Source organism: Streptomyces sp. STR69 (assembly GCF_024519455.1).
GTDB lineage: Bacteria > Actinomycetota > Actinomycetes > Streptomycetales > Streptomycetaceae > Streptomyces.
The window spans coordinates 78,827-92,092 of the sequence record NZ_JALJRY010000019.1; the positions used below are offsets into that span (position 1 = coordinate 78,827).

Here is a 13,266-nt window from a genome sequence, read left to right on the forward strand (position 1 = left end):
GGGCACCGACCCATCACCGCGAGTCCCGCCAGAGCCGAAGCTGCCCAGCCGACCGACGTTGCGCCCCGCGCATTCCGTGACCCGAGCACCCCATTTCGCCGGTCCCCCAACTGGGGCGCGGGTGACTCCCGTTCTCGTGTACATGGCCCAGCCGCACGGGTGCACGACTCCCCGGCTCGCGCCGAAACGGCATCGCCACCGGGACAAGCCGCAGGACGCGCTCGTGCCCTCGCCACCACGAAAGACGAGGGCGCTGTCTCGGCTTGGCAGTACTGGATCGGCAACAAAGCGCGGGAAAAGCCCAAGAAGTAGGGCCCCGAGCAACACAAAAGGCCAGGTCACGGGCGATGTGACCTGGCCTTCGAAGGAGCCCCCTGTCGGATTCGAACCGACGACCTACGCATTACAAGTGCGTTGCTCTGGCCAACTGAGCTAAGGAGGCCTGCACGGGTGTGATGCGGGTGTACCCGGCGTAGCCGAGTCGTGCGCGATCACGTGCCTGGTGCAGTGTACCCAGGTCCCCGCGGCGCCCTGTCGAAAATTTCCGCGAAGTTCACATGCCCTCGGGTACTGACAGACCGGGCAAACGCCAGGTACCGTCCGTATCCAGTTCACTCGCGTGGACTACACCACCACCTTCCTACAACGGATCGTCCGGCACGTTCCTGCCGGTAGAAGGGGGCCTTCACCATGGCCACTGTTTCGTTCGACAAGGCGACCCGGATCTACCCGGGCACCGAGAAGCCCGCTGTTGACGGTCTGGAGATCGAGGTCGGGGACGGCGAGTTCCTCGTCCTCGTCGGTCCGTCCGGCTGTGGCAAGTCCACCTCGCTCCGCATGCTCGCGGGGCTTGAGGACGTCAACGCGGGTGCCATCCGCATCGGTGACCGCGACGTCACGCACCTGCCGCCGAAGGACCGGGACATCGCCATGGTGTTCCAGAACTACGCGCTGTACCCGCACATGACGGTCGCCGACAACATGGGCTTCGCGCTCAAGATCGCCGGCGTCAACAAGGCCGAGATCCGCCAGAAGGTGGAGGACGCGGCGAAGATCCTCGACCTGACCGACTACCTGGGCCGCAAGCCGAAGGCCCTCTCCGGTGGTCAGCGCCAGCGTGTCGCGATGGGTCGCGCCATCGTGCGTGAGCCGCAGGTCTTCCTCATGGACGAGCCGCTGTCGAACCTCGACGCCAAGCTCCGTGTCTCGACCCGTACGCAGATCGCCTCGCTGCAGCGCCGTCTCGGCATCACCACCGTCTACGTCACCCACGACCAGGTCGAGGCCATGACGATGGGCGACCGGGTGGCGGTGCTCAAGGACGGTCTGCTCCAGCAGGTCGACTCGCCCCGCAACATGTACGACCGCCCCAAGAACCTCTTCGTCGCCGGCTTCATCGGCTCTCCGGCCATGAACCTGATCGAGGTCCCGATCACGGACGGCGGTGTGAAGTTCGGCAACTCGGTCGTCCCCGTCAACCGCGAGGCGCTCAAGGCCGCCACCGACAAGGGTGACCGTACGGTGACCGTCGGCGTGCGCCCCGAGCACTTCGACATCGACGAGCACAACGGCGAGGCCGCGAAGTCCCTCACCAAGGACTCCGAGGACGCCCCGGCCGGTCTCGCGGTCTCCGTGAACGTCGTCGAGGAGCTGGGCGCCGACGGTTTCGTCTACGGCAGCGCCAAGGTCGGCGACGACCTGAAGGACCTGGTCGTCCGCGTCAGCGGCCGTTCGGTGCCGGACAAGGGCGCCACCCTGCACGTGGTGCCGCGTCCGGGCGAGCTGCACGTGTTCTCGACCTCCACGGGCGAGCGCCTCACCGACTGACCGGACGTTCGCACGTTCCACGGAGAGGGCCCCGCGGTGATCCGCGGGGCCCTCTCCCGTTCCCGGTTCGCGTCGGCCGACCGATGTGACAAATACCCCGGCAGACCCGTCATTTCGAGCAGTGTTCGTCAACGCTCTACCCAATTCGAGGCACCAATCCATCCCCCGAATTGGTGACTAAATGTCGCCAAATCATTACCGGGCGCTACCCTCACACGCGTGAAGCACTCCAATAACCAACAGCCGCGACGCGGCCGGGGCCCCGCCCGCCGGGTCGGCCGCACCCTCGCCCTCGTCCTGCCCGTCATGATGGTGCTCTCCGGGACCCTCGCGGTCACCCGGGTCAACTGGTCGGGGAGCCCGTCCAGTTCGATGCTCACCGCGACGGACGTCACCGCGGCCGGAGCCTCCTCGCGGGCCGCCGCACGCGCCCCCCAGGACGTCCTGCGCGACCAGCTCATGACCGAGCTCCAGGACAAGAACCCAGGCGTCGTCCTGACCCACCTCCAGGAGGCGGTGAACGGCCACCCGTCGCTCGCCACGCACTGCACCTCCATCGCCCGCGCACTGGGCCGCGCAGCGGTCCGTATCTACGGCGCCGCACGCGCCCAGTCCTACGCCCGCCCCGTGTGCGACACCGCGTTCGCCTCCGGGGTCATGGCCGCGCACAGCTGACCGGAGCCGGCGCCCGGAGTAGGAGGTCGGTAACGGCTGATTAAGGAACGGTTGCAGCCGAAAGATGCGGTGGGGCCGCCACGTACAGTTCGGGTCATGACCGATCCGAACACCGCGTCGCGCCCCACCCAAGCCGTGATCCTGGCCGGTGGCCAGGGATCCCGGCTGCGCCCCTACACCGACGACCGGCCCAAGCCGATGGTCGAGATCCCGGGCACCGGGACGCCGATCATCGGCCATCAGCTCGTCTGGCTCGCCGAGGAGGGCGTGACCGACGTCGTCGTCAGCTGCGGGCATCTCGCCGAGGTGCTCCAGGACTGGCTGAAAACAGCCGATCTGCCCGTCGACGTGACCACGGTCGTCGAGACGGAGCCGCTGGGCCGCGGCGGCGGCCTCAAGTACGCCGCCGCGCATCTGCCCCGCCCGGACAGCGCCTGGTACGCCACCAACGGCGACATCTGGACCCGCTTCTCGCTGCGCGACATGGCGGACTTCCACACCGAGCGCGACGCCGTCGCCACGATCGCGCTGGCCCGGCCGCGGATCCCCTGGGGGGCCGTGCAGACGGACGACTTCGGGCGCGTCACGGACTTCATCGAGTCGCCGCCGACGCAGTACGCGATCAATGCGGGGGTGTACGTCTTCTCGCCCGAGTTCGCCGGGTTGTTGCCGGAGCGGGGGGATCACGAGCGGACGACGTTCCCGCACCTCGCGCGTGAGTTGCGGCTGGCCGGGTTCCCGATTCCTCAGGGAGCGTACTGGCGGGCCATCGACACTGCGAAGGACCTCAGGGAAGCCGCCAAGGAGCTTGCTGCGCTTGGTCGTTGAGTGCGGCTTTCGTCGTGGCTGGTCGCGCAGTTCCCCGCGCCCCCAACGGGGCGCCCCGGTTGACGTACGTCGAGAAGGGCCCGCACGGATTCGTGCGGGCCCTTCTCGTGTGCCGAAGGTCAGCCGGTGGGCGGTGACTGCTTCAACAAGCCGCCCACCGGCCCAGTTACCCCAACAGGCCGCCCACCAGGCCCGGCTGGCCGGAGGAGGACGAACCCCCGGTGCTGGAGCCGCCGCTTGAGCCGGTGCCGCCTGTGGTGCCGCCGCCCGATGTGGGGCCGGAGGTCGTGCTGGGGGCCTGGCCGGCCGGGGAGGACTGGTGGGGCTGGGTGCGGCCCGCGGTGCCCTGGGTCTGGCTGGGGGCGCCGCCGGTGGCCGTACCGGTGGACGAGTGGGTCGCGCCCGGGCTCGTCGCGGCGTGCGACGGGCTGGCCGAAGTGGGCTGCCTGGACGGCGAGTTGACCGCCGAGGGGCTGCTGCTGCGGCTCTTGGTCGGTTCCCCGGGGAGCGGGGCGCCGGGGAGTTCGTTGCGCGGGGCCTCGCCGGGGCCGGGGACGACCACGCGGCTGGAGTCGCGCACCGCGCCGCCGAGCAGCGAGCCGATGAGCAGGGTGAGGCCGATGGAGACCGCCGTGACCAGGGCACCGCGGCGCAGGACGTAGCGGCGCAGTTCCCAGATGTCGGCGCGGGGTCCAAGGCGGCGCCAGGCGCTGCCCGCGAGGCGGCCGTCGACGGAGTAGACGGGGGCGCCGGCGATGATCAGCGGGGACCAGGCGGCGAGGTAGATGATGTCGGGGGCGTCGTAGGCGGGAACGGTCTTCCAGCTGACGGTGACGATGAGCGCGGCGGAGAGCAGCGCGCCGCCGACCGCCGCGACCCGCTGCCACAGGCCGAGGATCGTCAGGACGCCCACGATGACCTGGGCGAAGGCGATGACGAGCCCGGAGCCCACGGGGTGCTGGAGGGCGAACTGCCGTAGTGGCTCGGCGACTTCCCAGGGGTGCAGGGTGTTGAGCCACTTCACCATGGAGCCGCGTTTGCCGCCGTCGAAGTAGACGGGGTCGCACAGCTTGCCCATGCCGGCGTAGATGGAGATGAAGCCGAGGAAGATGCGGAGGGGGAGCAGGACGACGCCGAGGTTCATCCGGCGGCCCGGGTAATAGGCGTGCCGTACCGGGTCGTTGGGGTGCCGTCCGGTGCGCCGCTCGGTGTCGCCGTCCGCCTCGAAGTCCTCGAACTCCCCGTCTCCGTAGGCGGGTTCGTCGTAGGCGCTGCCCACGGTCCGCATCTGCGGCAGGAGTCGGTTCTCGCCGGTGTCGTGGGCGTGGCCGCGCTGGGCGCCGACGATGGGGGTTTCGAGGGTCTGCGCGGTCAGGTCGCCGTCGTAGCCGCCGCCGTAACCGCCGTCCTGGATACGGGGGATGACCTGCGTGGCGCCGGCGTCGGCGGTCGGCTGCTCGCCGTGGCGCACGCCGCTGCCCCGCACGGCCTGGAGCAGCCGGTGGGCGCCGGTGTCGTCCGGGGCGGACTTGCCGCTCCAGACGACGGGCCGTCGGCGGGCGGCGCCCGGGCCGGTCGCGGGCATCCGGGCGGCGTCCTCGGCGGTACTCAACTGCCGTGCGAGGCGCGGGTTTTGGGTGCGCGTCGAGGCGCCCAGCTGCACGCGGAAACTCGCATGGTTGACGATGACCTGGGCCGGATCGCTCGGCACCTTCACCATGCTCAGCGCGGGAGCGTCGTCCAATCCGGACTGGAATCCGGACGAGCGGTCCCCCGTGGGTGTGCGGGGTGTTCTGGTGTCCACACTCATCTAACCGAGTGACGTGTGTTTAGGACACTGCTTTGACTTGCCGGAAGTGTCCGGACAGCGTCAAGCTCGCCCTCGCCCCCCAGATTGCCCCGAGTGGGTGACCACGCCGAACGCCCGTTCAGCTACGACTCAGCTACGGCGCCGAGCCGCCTCGTAGAGCACGATTCCGGCCGCCACACCCGCGTTCAGCGACTCCGCGCCGCCCGGCATCGAAATCCGTACCCGGTAGTCGCAGGTCTCGCCGACGAGACGGGAGAGGCCCTTGCCCTCGCTGCCCACGACGATGACCACCGGGCCCTCCAGGGCCGGGAGTTCGCCGATCTCGGCCTCTCCGTCGGCGGCCAGGCCGACGATCGCGATACCGGCCTTCTTGTACGCCTCCAGGGCGCGCGTCAGGTTCGTGGCGCGGGCGACGGGCGTACGGGCCGCCGTACCGGCCGATGTCTTCCAGGCGCCGGCCGTCATGCCGGCCGCGCGGCGCTCGGGGACGAGGACGCCGTGGCCGCCGAACGCGGAGACGGAGCGGACGATCGCGCCGAGGTTGCGCGGGTCGGTCACCCCGTCGAGGGCGACGATCAGCGGGTCCTCGCCCTTGTCGTAGGCCGCGTTGGCGAGGTCCTCGGCGTGCGCGTACTCGTACGGCGGGACCTGGAGGACCAGGCCCTGGTGGTTGAGGCCGTTGGTCATGCGGTCCAGCTCGGGGCGCGGGGCCTCCATGAGGTGGACGCCACCGCGCTCGGCGACCAGCTGGAGCGCCTCGCGCACCCGCTCGTCGTTGTCGATGAACTGCTGGACGTAGAGCGTGACCGCCGGAACGCCCTCGCGCAGCGCCTCCACGACCGGGTTGCGGCCGACGACCATCTCGGACGTGCCCTTGCCGCCGCGTCCGCGCGCGACCGGTGCGCGCCGCTGGACCTGCTTGGCCTTGGCGTTGGCGATGCGGTTCTTCTTGTGTCCCTTGCGCGCCTCGGCGGGCGGGGTGGGGCCCTTGCCTTCGAGGCCCCTGCGCCGCTGGCCGCCACTGCCGACCTGCGCGCCCTTCTTGCCGGACATGCGGCGGTTGTTGGCTGCCATGACCTACCTGTCTGTGCGATGCGATGAATGCGAATGAATACGTACGTCTATGCAGTGTGCCGCCCGGGGGGCCGGGCGGCACAGTCGATCTTCGTTGACCGGGGTTGCGTTCAGCGTGGGCCGAGGGTCCAGCGGGGGCCCTGCGGGCCGTCCTCGATGACCAGGCCGGACTGGTTGAGCTGGTCGCGGATGGCGTCCGCGGTGCCCCAGTCCTTACGACCCCGGGCGGCCTCGCGCTGGTCGAGGACCATGCGGACCAGGGTGTCGACGACGCCGTGCAGGTCTTCGCCGCGGTCGGTCTCGCCGGCCCACTGCGGGTCCAGCGGGTCCAGGCCGAGGACGCCGAGCATGGCGCGCACCTCGGCGAGACGCGCCACGGCGGCTTCCTTGTCGTCGGCGGCCAGCGCGCTGTTGCCCTGCCGGACCGTGGTGTGCACGACGGCGAGGGCCTGCGGCACGCCCAGGTCGTCGTCCATCGCCTCGGCGAACGCCGGCGGCACCTCGGCCGCGGGCTCGACGACTCCCCCGGCCTTCTCCATCACCCGCTGCACGAAGCCCTCGATCCGCGCGAACGCGGACTCCGCCTCGCGCAGGGCCTCCTCGCTGTACTCGATCATCGAGCGGTAGTGCGGGGTGCCGAGGTAGTAGCGGAGCACGATCGGCCGCCACTGCTTGACCATCTCGCTGACCAGCACGCTGTTGCCGAGCGACTTCGACATCTTCTCGCCGCTCATGGTGACCCAGGCGTTGTGCACCCAGTACTGCGCGAAGTCGTCGCCGTAGGCCTTGGCCTGGGCGATCTCGTTCTCGTGGTGCGGGAAGATCAGGTCGAGGCCGCCGCCGTGGATGTCGAAGGCGGGGCCCAGGTACTTGTGCGCCATCGCCGAGCACTCCAGGTGCCAGCCGGGCCGGCCGCGGCCCCACGGGGTCTCCCAGTCGGGCTCACCCGGCTTGGTCGCCTTCCACATCGCGAAGTCGCGCGGGTCCCGCTTGCCGGTGATGCCCTCCTCGGAGGGCTGGCGCAGGTCGTCGATGTCCTGGTTGGAGAGCTGGAGATAGTCCGGGTACGACCGCACGTCGAAGTAGACGCTGCCGTCGGCCTCGTAGGCGTACCCGCGCTCGATGAGCCCGCGCATCATCTCGATCATCTCGGGGACATGACCGGTCGCGCGCGGTTCGTACGTCGGCGGGAGGCAGCCGAGTGCCTGGTAGCCGTCGTTGAACGCGCGCTCGTTCTCGTAGCCGATGGACCACCAAGGGCGGCCCTGGTCACGGGACTTGGCAATGATCTTGTCGTCGATGTCGGTGACGTTACGGATGAACGTGACGTCATAGCCGCGGTGTTCGAACCAGCGGCGCAGGATGTCGAAGTTCAGGCCCGAGCGGATGTGGCCGATGTGCGGGGCGGCCTGCACGGTGGCACCACACAGGTAGATCGAGACACAGCCCGCGGTGAGCGGGATGAAGTCGCGAATCTGCCGGGCGCTGGTGTCGTACAGACGAATGGTCACGGTACAAGGGTAGTGGGCGGTACGGGGTGCCCGGTGCCTTCCGGTGGATTAGCCGTTTTCGGGTGCGGGTCCGGTGGGGGCTGGGCGCGCAGTTCCCCGCGCCCCTAAGTAGGCAAGGTCACGCTTGTTTCAGCACCAGGGCCGTTGCCACCGCCATCAGACCCTCGTCCCTGCCCGGGAAGCCCAAGCCGTCCGTCGTCGCGCCCGAGACCGACACCGGTGCTCCCGCCGCCTCCGACAGCAGCTTCTGGGCCTCGTCCCTTCGCTTGCCGATCTTCGGGCGTGGGCCTACGACCTGGACCGCGACGTTGCCGATGGTGAAGCCCGCCTCGCGGACGATTCTCGCGGCCTCCGTCAGCAAGGTCACCCCGGACGCACCCGACCACTCGGGGCGGCCCGTGCCGAAGTGCTGGCCGAGGTCACCGAGCCCGGCCGCCGAGAACAGCGCGTTGCAGGCCGCGTGGGCGACGACGTCCGCGTCGGAGTGGCCGGCCAGACCCGGACCCTCGCCCTCCCACTTCAGACCCGCGCACCACAGCTCGCGGCCCTCCTCGAAGGCGTGGATGTCGGTGCCGATGCCGACCTGGGGCAGGGGAAACGGAAGGGGCTCAGAAGCCATCGTTCAGCCTCCTGCGGGCCAGGACCGCCTCCGCGAGGACGAGGTCCAGGGGGCGGGTCACCTTGAAGGCCTCCTCGTGGCCGGGGACGACCACGACCGTCAGGCCGAGCTGCTCGACCATGCTCGCGTCGTCGGTGACGTTGTCGGTGACCGTCTCGTGGGCGCGGACGAGCGTGGCCCGGTCGAAGCCCTGTGGTGTCTGTACGGCGCGGAGGCGGGCCCGCTCGGGGGTGGCGACGACCGGCTCCGGGTCGCCGGGGTGCGCGGCCGGCTTGACTTCCTTCACCGTGTCGGCGAGCGGCAGGGCCGGTACGACGGCGGGAGCCCCGTCCCGTACGGCCTCGATGACCGCGTCGACCGTGTCGACCGGGACGAGCGGGCGGGCCGCGTCGTGGACGAGGACGACGTCGTAGCCGGGGGGCAGCGCGTCGAGGCCGAGCTTCACGGACTCCTGGCGGGACTCGCCGCCGGGGACGACCAGGAAGTCGGTGCGCTCGGGCAGCGCGTGCGCGTCGAGGAGGGTCTTGACCTCCGAGGCTCCGTCGGGCGGGGCCACGACGACGACCAGGGTGACGGCGCGGGACGCGGCGAGTGCGCGGACCGCGTGGATGAGCATGGGGGTGCCGTTCAGCGCGCGTAGCGCTTTGGGGGCGCCCGGGCCGAGGCGTACGCCCCGCCCGGCGGCCGGAATCACGGCGGCGACGGAGGACTGCGCCTGCGAAGAGCGCGAATCGTCAGACATCGGTTCCTGTCAGGTTTGTGTGCTCGACCTACGTGGGTATGGCCTGAGGAGTGCCGGGCGCGACGCCTTGACCGGACCCTTCCGTGACACCGGTCGAGCCTGCTGCCCGGGCCCGGCACACCATTATCGGGGGTTTCTCCGCGTAGCCATGACCTGCCCCCGAACATGCCGAAGCGCCCGGCGACAGGCGGGCTGTCATCGGGCACTACGGCATTTCAGTGTGCTGAGCAGGGCGTACCAGGTGCCTGCGTCAGGACGCGAGAACCTCGTCGAGCAGGGCCTCGGCCTTGTCCTCGTTCGTGTTCTCCGCGAGCGCGAGCTCACTCACCAGGATCTGGCGAGCCTTGGCGAGCATGCGCTTCTCACCTGCGGAGAGTCCGCGCTCGCGCTCACGACGCCACAGGTCACGGACGACTTCCGCGACCTTGATGACATCGCCGGAGGCGAGCTTCTCCAGATTTGCTTTGTAACGACGCGACCAGTTCGTGGGCTCCTCGGCATACGGAGCGCGCAGCACCTCGAAGACCCGGTCCAGCCCGTCCTGACCGACCACATCACGTACGCCGACGAACTCCGCATTGTCCGCTGGCACACGCACCGTCAGGTCACCCTGAGCGACCTTCAGCACCAAGTAGGTCTTGTCCACGCCTTTGATCTGGCGAGTTTCGATAGCCTCGATCAGCGCGGCCCCGTGATGGGGATAGACCACGGTGTCGCCAACCTTGAACGTCATGTGACAGGTACCCCTTCCGTGGCTATCCAGGGTAACACGGAAACCGCGTGTTCTGAATGGCGTTTTCGCAGGTCAGGGCATATCTCGGGGCTTGACAACAGCAACAGGAACGTGCTGCGGAGGCCGGGCAGGGGAGGGTAATCGCAGGTCGGAGCAGCTCTCCGGGTGAGGTGAAACGCGTACGTTACACACATCCGGAGGCGCCCCCAAGTGGACGAACGTCCCCAAATGTCTGGTTCCAAGTGCTCGACTTCCACTACTCCGTTCGGTGGCCGGAGCCCGGTGCGAGATCCAATCCGGAATTGATCACCGGAACCGGCCGGGCCGCGTGTGATCAATTATCCGAGGCGCACTGCATTCTTGACGGAAAATCCCTGGAGCCGCCGCGCGACCGCTTATGTGAAAGGCGGACGAGTGCCGGGTCAAAGTGACTCGCGGGGCACTCGTGGGGTCCTGGTGTCCCTGCTCGAACGAAGACGGGTGAGGTTGGGGGAGGGTCGGGTGCGGTGGCGCGGGAACGGCTCGGTAACCTAAGGCCGCTGACAGACACTTAGGGCGGCTTTATTCGGGAGTCGCCCTGCTCCGCCCACGTTCAAGGAGTAGCCGCCGCCGTGAGCAGCAGCCTTCGACGCGGCGCCCTCGCCGCCGCCGCCATCGCGTTCTCGATCGCCTCGCTCGCCGCGTGCGGTGCCGGCGACGACGCACAGACGCTGGAGGTCAAGCCGGACAACGCGGCCGTCTCCGTCGGCGCCATCAAGGTGCAGAACGCGCTCGTCATCACCCAGCCCATCACCGACTCCAGCCCCCAGCCGACGGGCCCGGCGGTGATCTCCGCGACCCTGTTCAACACCAGCAAGGACCCCCAGACCCTGGACTCGGTCAGCGTCGACGGCGTCGGCACGGCCACCCTCACCCCCGCGAAGGGCAAGGGCAAGCTGGTCGTCCCGGCCTTCGGCTCGATCGTCCTGGGCGGCAAGGGCAACGCCTCCGCCGCGCTGGCCGACGTCGGCAGCGGCCTTGAGGACGGCAACGCCCAGAAGGTCACCTTCACCCTCAGCGCGACCGGCGCGGTGAGCCTGAGCGCGTTCGTCGTCCCGGCCGACAACTACTTCACCAAGTGGGGCCCGACCGCGATCCCCACCCCGGCCGAGGGCGCCACCGCGACCACCTCCGCCTCCCCGAAGCCGGGCAAGAGCACCCCGGCCACACCGTCCGACTCGGCCTCCGAGAGCACCACCGCGACGGCCACGGAGTCGGCCTCCGCCGGCTGAGCAGCGGCCGTAGCAACAGTCGTAGCGCCGCTAAGAAGGTGGTGGCGGTTTACGGCTCGAACTTGTAGCCGAGGCCGCGCACCGTCACCAGGTACCTGGGCGCGCCCGGGTCCGGCTCGATCTTGGCGCGGAGGCGCTTGACGTGGACGTCGAGCGTCTTGGTGTCGCCCACGTAGTCGGCGCCCCAGACGCGGTCGATGAGCTGCATGCGGGTCAGTACGCGGCCCGCGTTGCGCAGGAGCATCTCCAGCAGGTCGAACTCCTTGAGGGGCAGGTCGACCTTGGAGCCGGAGACCGTGACCACGTGGCGATCCACGTCCATGCGGACCGGACCGGCTTCGAGGGCGGCCGGGGTGACCTCCTCGGGCTCGCCGCGGCGGCGCAGGACGGCCCGGATACGGGCGACCAGTTCGCGGGACGAGAAGGGCTTGGTGACGTAGTCATCGGCTCCTATTTCCAGGCCTACGACCTTGTCGATCTCGCTGTCCTTGGCCGTCACCATGATGACGGGGACGTTGGAACGGCCGCGCAGCTGGCGGCAGACCTCCGTGCCGGGCAGCCCCGGCAGCATCAGGTCGAGCAGGACGAGATCGGCGCCGTTGCGCTCGAACTCGTCGAGTCCGTCGGGCCCGGTGGTCGCGATGGCGACCTCGAAGCCCTCCTTGCGGAGCATGTACGACAGGGCGTCGGAGAAGGACTCCTCGTCCTCGACGACAAGCACTCGGGTCACGGAAGGACCTCCGGGGCGGGAAGCGGTTCGTACGGGGATGGATCAGGGGACCCCTCGGCCTCGTCGTCGAGGTCGGGGTGCTGGTGGGCACGGTCGCGGGCCGCACCCGCCTCCGGTAGCCGCAGGGTGAACGTGGAGCCCTGTCCCTCGGAGCTCCACACCGTGACCTCCCCGCCGTGCGAGGCGGCCACGTGTTTGACGATCGCCAGCCCGAGTCCCGTACCGCCGGTGGCCCGCGAGCGGGCCGGGTCGACACGGTAGAAGCGCTCGAACACGCGCTCCTTGTCCTTCTCGGAGATGCCGATGCCCTGGTCGGTGACGGCGACCTCGATGTGGTCGCCGCCGCCCGCGCTGACCCGGCGGGCGGCTATTCCGACGCGGGTACGGGCGGGCGAGTAGTTGACGGCGTTCTCGACCAGGTTGCCGAGGGCGGCGGCCAGCTGGCCGCGGTTGCCCCAGACGTGCAGGTCGGCGGTGCCGCCGGCGGCCATGGTGATCTGCTTGGTGCCGGCCTGGTGCCGGCACCGGTCGATGGCCTCGGCGACGAGTTCGTCGACGCGCACCGGTTCGGCGTCTTCGAGGGGGTCGTCGTTCTGGACCCGTGACAGGTCGATGAGCTCCTGCACGAGGTTGGTCAGCCGGGTGGCCTCGATCTGCATCCGGCCGGCGAAGCGCTCCACCGCCTCAGGATCGTCGGAGGCGTCCATGACCGCCTCCGACAGGAGGGAGAGCGCGCCGACCGGGGTCTTCAGTTCGTGGCTGACATTCGCCACGAAGTCACGTCGTACGGCCTCGATACGGCGGGCCTCGGTGAGGTCCTCCACGAGGAGCAGGACGAGCCGGGAGCCGAGCGGGGCCACACGTGCGGACACGGCGAGTGCCTCGCCGCGTCCGGTGCCCCGCCGGGGGAGGTCCAGTTCGACCTGGCGTATCTCGCCGTCGCGCCGGGTGTCCCGGGCCATGGTGAGCATGGGGTCGACGGACAGTTTCCCGCCACGGACCAGTCCGAGGGCGTACGCCGCCGAGCTGGCCTTGACCACGGCGTCCGCTTCGTCGAGGACGACGGCCGAGGAGCGGAGCACCGAGAGGACGGTGTCCACGCCCGGCGGAAGCACCGGGTCCGTGTGCAGGGAAGTCCTGGTCGGCCGTTTCTGGTCGCGTTCGCTCCAGCGGAACGCCAGCATGGCGATGACACCGGTGAGCACCCCGGCGATCGCTGCCGCTGCGGCGACCGCCGCGTTCACGTCCATGCCCCCAGGTTAGGCATGGGATACCTCCTGGCCACAGCCATCGGAGTGCGACCTCGAACACTCGTCGCCCAGAGTTCACCTTGGAGCCAGTATTGGTTCATTTGGGGTGGCGGAAACCGTCGCGTAGGAGCGGGAACGTGGGAGCGTGGGGTGGAAGGGCCGGTTTTTCGTCACAACCGACAGGCCCGGGGCCCCT

12 protein-coding genes and 1 tRNA gene are annotated in these 13,266 nt (G+C 69.7%); 4 read left to right on the forward strand and 9 right to left on the reverse strand.

What is annotated here, in order from left to right; genetic code table 11:
- Positions 1 to 368: 368 nt before the first annotated feature.
- Positions 369 to 442: transfer RNA gene (locus OC490_RS31480), tRNA-Thr, on the reverse strand.
- A 248-nt stretch (positions 443 to 690) separates the two neighbouring features.
- Between OC490_RS31480 and OC490_RS31485 the strand changes: the two genes are divergently transcribed.
- The 3 genes from OC490_RS31485 to OC490_RS31495 all read left to right on the forward strand — a co-directional run bounded on the left by OC490_RS31485 (position 691) and on the right by OC490_RS31495 (position 3,330).
- Positions 691 to 1,827: an ABC transporter ATP-binding protein gene (locus OC490_RS31485; RefSeq protein ID WP_262061415.1), complete on the forward strand. Its 1,137-nt coding sequence runs from the start codon at positions 691 to 693 to the stop codon at positions 1,825 to 1,827.
- A gap of 219 nt (positions 1,828 to 2,046) precedes the next feature.
- The gene (locus OC490_RS31490) at positions 2,047 to 2,502 is read left to right on the forward strand and encodes a hypothetical protein (protein WP_026179108.1); all 456 of its coding nucleotides are present in this window, start codon (positions 2,047 to 2,049) and stop codon (positions 2,500 to 2,502) included.
- Between the two features lie 96 nt (positions 2,503 to 2,598).
- Complete coding sequence (locus tag OC490_RS31495) at positions 2,599 to 3,330, forward strand: NDP-sugar synthase (protein WP_262061416.1); 732 nt, start codon at positions 2,599 to 2,601, stop codon at positions 3,328 to 3,330.
- Between the two features lie 166 nt (positions 3,331 to 3,496).
- On the opposite strand, the gene OC490_RS31500 is transcribed toward OC490_RS31495, so the two are convergent.
- The 6 genes from OC490_RS31500 to OC490_RS31525 form a co-directional block, all read right to left on the reverse strand.
- Positions 3,497 to 5,140, reverse strand: a complete 1,644-nt coding sequence (locus tag OC490_RS31500) for a DoxX family protein (protein WP_262061417.1) — start codon at positions 5,138 to 5,140, stop codon at positions 3,497 to 3,499.
- A gap of 129 nt (positions 5,141 to 5,269) precedes the next feature.
- Positions 5,270 to 6,214, reverse strand: coding sequence for a 23S rRNA (guanosine(2251)-2'-O)-methyltransferase RlmB (gene rlmB, locus OC490_RS31505; RefSeq protein WP_262061418.1), 945 nt, complete (start codon positions 6,212 to 6,214; stop codon positions 5,270 to 5,272).
- Between the two features lie 110 nt (positions 6,215 to 6,324).
- A complete protein-coding gene (cysS, locus tag OC490_RS31510; RefSeq protein WP_262061419.1) occupies positions 6,325 to 7,725 on the reverse strand; it encodes a cysteine--tRNA ligase in 1,401 nt (466 codons plus the stop codon).
- 118 nt (positions 7,726 to 7,843) lie between these two features.
- A complete protein-coding gene (gene ispF / locus OC490_RS31515) occupies positions 7,844 to 8,344 on the reverse strand; it encodes a 2-C-methyl-D-erythritol 2,4-cyclodiphosphate synthase (protein ID WP_262061420.1) in 501 nt (166 codons plus the stop codon).
- A complete protein-coding gene (gene ispD, locus OC490_RS31520; RefSeq protein WP_262061421.1) occupies positions 8,334 to 9,086 on the reverse strand; it encodes a 2-C-methyl-D-erythritol 4-phosphate cytidylyltransferase in 753 nt (250 codons plus the stop codon). Before ispD ends, ispF begins: the two co-directional genes overlap by 11 nt.
- Positions 9,087 to 9,336: 250 nt before the next feature.
- Positions 9,337 to 9,819, reverse strand: a complete 483-nt coding sequence (locus OC490_RS31525; RefSeq protein WP_003953493.1) for a CarD family transcriptional regulator — start codon at positions 9,817 to 9,819, stop codon at positions 9,337 to 9,339.
- 611 nt (positions 9,820 to 10,430) lie between these two features.
- On the opposite strand from OC490_RS31525, the gene OC490_RS31530 reads away from it, so the two are divergent.
- Positions 10,431 to 11,090, forward strand: coding sequence for a DUF461 domain-containing protein (locus OC490_RS31530; RefSeq protein ID WP_262061422.1), 660 nt, complete (start codon positions 10,431 to 10,433; stop codon positions 11,088 to 11,090).
- A gap of 49 nt (positions 11,091 to 11,139) precedes the next feature.
- Here the strand turns inward: OC490_RS31530 and OC490_RS31535 are convergent, their stop codons facing one another.
- Positions 11,140 to 11,820 (reverse strand): response regulator transcription factor, encoded by a 681-nt coding sequence (locus OC490_RS31535; protein ID WP_009340348.1) that lies wholly within the window; start codon positions 11,818 to 11,820, stop codon positions 11,140 to 11,142.
- Positions 11,817 to 13,070 (reverse strand): sensor histidine kinase, encoded by a 1,254-nt coding sequence (locus OC490_RS31540; protein WP_262061423.1) that lies wholly within the window; start codon positions 13,068 to 13,070, stop codon positions 11,817 to 11,819. Before OC490_RS31540 ends, OC490_RS31535 begins: the two co-directional genes overlap by 4 nt.
- Positions 13,071 to 13,266 lie beyond the last annotated feature (196 nt).

What these genes read in the sequence shown, in the direction of transcription:
- ispF (WP_262061420.1), bottom strand. Translation starts at nt 8,344, where the DNA reads ATGGCTTCTGAGCCCCTTCCGTTTCCCCTGCCCCAGGTCGGCATCGGC.
- OC490_RS31495 (WP_262061416.1), top strand. Translation starts at nt 2,599, where the DNA reads ATGACCGATCCGAACACCGCGTCGCGCCCCACCCAAGCCGTGATCCTG.
- rlmB (WP_262061418.1), bottom strand. Translation starts at nt 6,214, where the DNA reads ATGGCAGCCAACAACCGCCGCATGTCCGGCAAGAAGGGCGCGCAGGTC.
- ispD (WP_262061421.1), bottom strand. Translation starts at nt 9,086, where the DNA reads ATGTCTGACGATTCGCGCTCTTCGCAGGCGCAGTCCTCCGTCGCCGCC.
- OC490_RS31525 (WP_003953493.1), bottom strand. Translation starts at nt 9,819, where the DNA reads ATGACGTTCAAGGTTGGCGACACCGTGGTCTATCCCCATCACGGGGCC.
- OC490_RS31500 (WP_262061417.1), bottom strand. Translation starts at nt 5,140, where the DNA reads ATGAGTGTGGACACCAGAACACCCCGCACACCCACGGGGGACCGCTCG.
- OC490_RS31485 (WP_262061415.1), top strand. Translation starts at nt 691, where the DNA reads ATGGCCACTGTTTCGTTCGACAAGGCGACCCGGATCTACCCGGGCACC.
- OC490_RS31540 (WP_262061423.1), bottom strand. Translation starts at nt 13,070, where the DNA reads ATGGACGTGAACGCGGCGGTCGCCGCAGCGGCAGCGATCGCCGGGGTG.